This window comes from Microcystis sp. M165S2, from assembly GCF_020245885.1.
Taxonomy (GTDB): domain Bacteria; phylum Cyanobacteriota; class Cyanobacteriia; order Cyanobacteriales; family Microcystaceae; genus Microcystis.
In genome coordinates, this window is the sequence record NZ_JADBTZ010000444.1 from 1 (window position 1) to 5,051 (window position 5,051).

Sequence of the window (5,051 nt, forward strand, 5' to 3'; positions counted from 1 at the left end):
AATAAAGCTGAGAGGGAATCCGAACTAGGGAAGTATTCGGAGGTCTGTGCCAGATTGTGTCTCGGTGCGGTAGTCTCTACTTGCGTCGCCTAAATTGGTCTAGGCAAGCCCCGTCCCTTTTAGGGCGGGGTTAGTGACCGGGGTTAAGCTAGGGATTGGGTACATCTGGTCTTGATCTATTTTCGTCTTTTTTTTTACCCATGGCTAGAGATTTAATAAACCTCTGGCATAATTAATTTTTCAGGCTTCAAAGACTGCAAAAATAAGGATTAAATGGCCTAAAATCTGTAAATAGACCATTTAATTGATTGTTATTCATTCTTAATTCTCCTGACTACTGGCTACTGACTCCTAACCCTAACAACAATTTTTGATTTTTACAAGAGGTCTAATTTTGGCACTGACTGGCTATCTGTTTAGCTTCCACCTGTAAACGCTGGGCCATGCGAAACATTTCTTGGCCGGTGTGGAGAGAGCGATCATCGTAGTTAAGGGTAAAGGTTTCCAATTCTTCTAGTCCATCAGTGAGATGATTGAGACAGTAGTAAAGAGAAGCGGCCACTTTGGCCATTTTGGCAGGGTTTGGCCGTTGGCAAAAGAGGGTTTTGGCTCGATCGAGATTTTGGCGACAGGTTTCTAGATAGTCTTGAAAAACAGCCATTAACTGATCATCGAAGGGATCGGCAGATAGGTGATCGATCTGACCTTTGAGAGGCCGGATAATTTGACCGATCAGCCGATTAATCGGGCTATAGGTCTGGTTATACCACTGTTTGACCAGGGCTTCGTCTTCCCGGGCTGCTTCTTTGTAACGATGGTAATTTGCTTGGGCGGTGGCAGTGCGTTGGGCGCGCTTTTCCGGAGAATTGCTGATTAGTTGGTTATCGTAGTCTTTTCTTAGTCTCGGATCGCTTAATATCTCGTAGGCGGCGTTAATAGCGACGATTTTATCGTGACTGGCACTATCGTTTTGACTATCGGGATGGAATTTTCTTGCTAAACGCCGATAGGCCTGTTTAATCTCGTCAGGGGTCGATTTATAGCTGATTTCTAAGGTCTGGTAGTGGTTGCCGGTCATGAGCGCAAGCGATCGATCTGTCTTTTGTTATTATCGGGGCGGGGAAGGAGAATTGTCGAGAATGGGAAGTGGGAAGTGGGAAGTGGGGTGTGGGAAGGATAAATAAAAATAATCTCCTGAATACTGTCTCCTCAATCCTGACTCCTAACCCAATGCTAGATGTGGGATTTTTGCAGGAGTTCTATTTTTTGACAAAGATAAGCAAAAATTATTTATTGACTCTAAACACTTGAGAATATTTAAATTAACATTCCGCAATATTTATAAATTCTTAAGAATTAATTGAGAAAGATTTTTATTTAACAACGATGTTGCAATGGTTACAGCGATTTGGTAGAATTTCATAGTCGCTTATTCTGTGCTTTTTTGGGCAGCAGTGGTTGAAACCCTTGCCACACCTACAAGGTGATCCTAGTTAAGACAGGTAAATTAGTCAATTTCACCCACAACGATGATCTTTTTTTTGTGTAGTTTTGTTGCAAAAAAAAAGTTTTTTTGACAAAAAACACAAAGTATGATATGAAACCAACGCATTTCTGGCCGCGAGTAATTATTGCAGAGTGGGGTTAGGGTGTGGGGAGAAGAAATAAAAGCAATCTCCTGACTGCTGAATTCTGACGAAATTAGCAAAATTAGACAAAAGGATTGATTTCAGGGATATGATCGATCGAGGGTAACTCTATTTTGCTCGATCGCTCTTGTCCAAGATAATAGGGACAATGAAGCTGACAATCGGGACGATGAGGAAAATCGACTAAATCATTTTGGTATGCTGATAGATAGCGATCGAGATCTTTCAATAAACGGCGTAAATCTCGCCCTGTCTGTTGATGTAGTTTCCGATTATAGTTAAAAGTAATTTGTTCGGGGCTGCGGGGTAGCTGCACAAACCAATAGGTCATCGATAAACTATCAAGAGGATAAGCAGAAGTTTCTCCCAACACATACAGATAAAGTCTCGTCTGCCAATTTTTGGCTAGTTTGTCAGCATCGATAGGTTTTAAGTAGGTTTTCCAGTCAAAAATTACGGCTCGATCGCTCTCTAATAAAATTAAATCATAGATAACCGTTAATAAATAATTACCCACAGTTAAACTACGAGAATGTTCCGCTTCGCGATTCGCTTCTCCCGGATTTTGGGCAATGGCCGGGGCAGCCTTTAATAGGGCCGTTAAACAATGTTCTAACTGTTCATTTTCCTGTAATAGAGACGCGATCGGCAGCCCTAATTCCCGCTGCTGTAATAATAGGTGAAACTGACTACCCCATTCTTGCCTCTGCAATTGCTCCGGGTCAGCCGGTGTGTTAAGTTCCTCTAGATAGACTTTTTGAAATCTGGGTGGACAGGTTTCCAATAGGTTTAAATGACCTTGGGCAAGACGGTAGATCTTCGGCATAGTAAAATTATCGTGAATAAAACAGCAGTTAGCCTATTATCGAGAAAAGGGGTTAGGGGTTAGGGGTTAGGGGTTTCTCCGAGAAACCCGTCTTCTGGACTTACAACCCGCTAAAATTGTTATTGTCAGGGGGGAATTGACAGGTTATTAACGAATAAAATTAATCTGACAAATATTAAGAGGAATAATCGGTTCAAATTCTTTTCGGTCAGAAGTAACTAAAATTCCTTTTTCTTGATTGGCTAAAGTTAAAGCAAAACAATCAGCTAAAGAAATGCGCTTAATTAGTGCCTTATATTTACTTACTTGTCGCCAAAACTTACTACTTAAATCAAAGCGAGTTTTTATGTTAATATCACTTAATTCTTGAATTAGTTTTTCTGTTTCTGATTCTCCTATATTGCGATAAAAATTATAGTAAACTTCGCAAAGATTAACAACATGAATGATTTTGTTATTATTTTGATTAGTGATGGTTTCTCTGACAAGATCCGCTCCTGTTTCATTACGAACAAAAGCAATTACAGCACAAGCATCTAAAATGATATTCATCTATTACGCTCCTCCCAATCAATTGCTGCTTGTTTTTGTTGGGCAAAATCTTCACTACTGGTGGGTGCATGAGCATATTTACCTTGTAATGATTTAATTAACTGTTGTCTTTCTTCTTCTGATTTAGGTTTAATTTGAGGCAAAAAATTTTGCTCGATTAACTCTCTAATTTGCAATAATTGTTCCCCAGAAAGATTAGCTAATGATTCAATTATTTGTTGACGTATTGCTGTAGCATTCATGATTATTATTGACAATTAAGTATAAAAAGTTACTATGGTTACAATCTATCACAAAAAATGCTAATTTGCCCGCAAAACTCTAAAATTAGTTAAAATTAAGCAAATTTCAGGGAAACTTTAAATAGGTGCGTTACACGATCGAAGATCGTACCCTACGAGAAACCCAAGTTCTGGACTTGTTAGAGAGAATTTGTACCGTATTATATAGTTTTCCGGATCAATGTTAATTTATGTTATAGTACCCTTGAAAAATTGACGATTGTTGGGCTAAAACTGTTAGCAATAAACCTTTGCAGTTAATGTCATGACTTCTCCCCTGTTGCTGTTCTTTCCTGCTGTTTACAATAGTTTCTTCGATTTCGCTCAATCTGATGGATTTTGGGCGAATTTGGCAATCGCTGTAGGTTAAGGGGGTAAGGTGATAACAATCTGTTGCCAAAACAGACTTTTCAGAATATAATACAGAAGAGTAGTCGTTCATCACTCAGATTCGTTAAGATGATATTACATGACTAATAATATTAACCATGATCGATTATTTAAGGAGTTAATCTCCACCTTTTTTGTCGAATTTATCGAGTTATTTTTTCCTCAATTAATGGATTATTTAGATAGGGACTCGATTACTTTTTTAGACAAAGAAGTATTTACCGATGTCACGGAAGGAGAAAGGTATGAAAGCGATTTAGTCGCACAAGTTAGGTTTCGAGGAAAAGAATCTTTTTTTCTGATTCATGTAGAGGCACAGGAAAGTTCCCGAAAGTGGTTTAACCGGCGAATGTTTACTTATTTTGCTCGCTTTCATGAGAAATTTGTCTTACCGATTTATCCGATTGTAATTTTTTCTTATTCAAAGCCCAAAAGAGAAGCGATTAGTCAATATGTGGTTGATTTTCCCGATTTTAAGGTATTAGAATTTAACTATCGAGTAGTGCAGTTAAATCGATTAAATTGGCGAGATTTTCTCAATCAGTCGAATCCGGTTGCTTCAGCTTTGATGGCCAAGATGAACATTGCCGAGAAAGAGCGAGCCAAGGTAAAAGCGGAATGTCTGCGCTTGTTAATTACTTTAAGGTTAGATGCGGCGAGAATGCAATTAATTTCTGGATTTATTGATACATATCTCAATCTAAATCCGCTGGAAGAGATACAATTCCAAGAAGAGATTAGCACATTTAGTCAACCCGTACAGGAGGGAGTTATGCAAATTACCACCAGTTGGATGCGTCAAGGTATTGAACAAGGTATTGAACAAGGTATCGAACAAGGTATCGAACGAGAAAAGACATTGATTATTCGTCAACTTAAACGCAAGTTAGGGGAGATTAATCCTTCATTGGAAACTAAAATTATGCAGTTAAGTATTGATGATGTCGAAGTATTAGGAGAAGCTTTATTCGATTTCTCTACGGTTGAAGATTTAATCAATTGGTTAAATACTTTAACTGCTTAGTTTATGTTAGCGATCGCATCTTCGCAACAAATGAGAAAACGGGTTTCTTTGAGAAACCCGTTTTCTGTATAATGTTAATTTATGTTATAGTACCCTTGAAAAATTGGCGATTGTTTGCACAAAATAGTCGCAGTAAACCCTTCTGGTGAATATCATGAATTCTTCCCTGTTGCCGATTATTCCTGCTCTTGACGATATTTTGTTTAATTTCGCTCAATCTGATGATTTTTATGCTAATTTGGCAACTGCTTTTGGCACAAGTTATGATGTGGTTAAGGCAACAGAATTACGAAATCAGTGGCAAAGTCGCAATTTCAGTCAACTTCCCC

The 5,051-nt window shown here is 38.4% G+C and carries 5 protein-coding genes and 1 pseudogene; 2 read left to right on the forward strand and 4 right to left on the reverse strand.

Going from position 1 to position 5,051, the window contains the following annotated elements; all coding sequences use genetic code 11:
• Nucleotides 1-388: 388 nt before the first annotated feature.
• The 4 genes from IM479_RS21755 to IM479_RS21770 form a co-directional block, all read right to left on the reverse strand.
• A complete protein-coding gene (locus IM479_RS21755) occupies nucleotides 389-1,078 on the reverse strand; it encodes a J domain-containing protein (RefSeq protein WP_287674038.1) in 690 nt (229 codons plus the stop codon).
• Between the two features lie 632 nt (nucleotides 1,079-1,710).
• Nucleotides 1,711-2,475 (reverse strand): PD-(D/E)XK nuclease family protein, encoded by a 765-nt coding sequence (locus tag IM479_RS21760; protein ID WP_287684582.1) that lies wholly within the window; start codon nucleotides 2,473-2,475, stop codon nucleotides 1,711-1,713.
• A 147-nt stretch (nucleotides 2,476-2,622) separates the two neighbouring features.
• Nucleotides 2,623-3,027: a type II toxin-antitoxin system VapC family toxin gene (locus IM479_RS21765; protein ID WP_287684583.1), complete on the reverse strand. Its 405-nt coding sequence runs from the start codon at nucleotides 3,025-3,027 to the stop codon at nucleotides 2,623-2,625.
• Nucleotides 3,024-3,269 (reverse strand): hypothetical protein, encoded by a 246-nt coding sequence (locus IM479_RS21770; RefSeq protein ID WP_287684584.1) that lies wholly within the window; start codon nucleotides 3,267-3,269, stop codon nucleotides 3,024-3,026. Before IM479_RS21770 ends, IM479_RS21765 begins: the two co-directional genes overlap by 4 nt.
• A 508-nt stretch (nucleotides 3,270-3,777) precedes the next feature.
• Between IM479_RS21770 and IM479_RS21775 the strand changes: the two genes are divergently transcribed.
• Entirely contained in the window at nucleotides 3,778-4,722 is a 945-nt protein-coding gene (locus tag IM479_RS21775) for a DUF4351 domain-containing protein (protein ID WP_287684585.1), read from the forward strand.
• 154 nt (nucleotides 4,723-4,876) lie between these two features.
• Nucleotides 4,877-5,051 (forward strand): annotated as a pseudogene (locus IM479_RS23135) (calcium-binding protein); the annotation flags it as partial.

Coding starts and splice junctions, on each gene's coding strand:
- IM479_RS21755 (WP_287674038.1), bottom strand. CDS start 1,078: ATGACCGGCAACCACTACCAGACCTTAGAAATCAGCTATAAATCGACC.
- IM479_RS21760 (WP_287684582.1), bottom strand. CDS start 2,475: ATGCCGAAGATCTACCGTCTTGCCCAAGGTCATTTAAACCTATTGGAA.
- IM479_RS21765 (WP_287684583.1), bottom strand. CDS start 3,027: ATGAATATCATTTTAGATGCTTGTGCTGTAATTGCTTTTGTTCGTAAT.
- IM479_RS21770 (WP_287684584.1), bottom strand. CDS start 3,269: ATGAATGCTACAGCAATACGTCAACAAATAATTGAATCATTAGCTAAT.
- IM479_RS21775 (WP_287684585.1), top strand. CDS start 3,778: ATGACTAATAATATTAACCATGATCGATTATTTAAGGAGTTAATCTCC.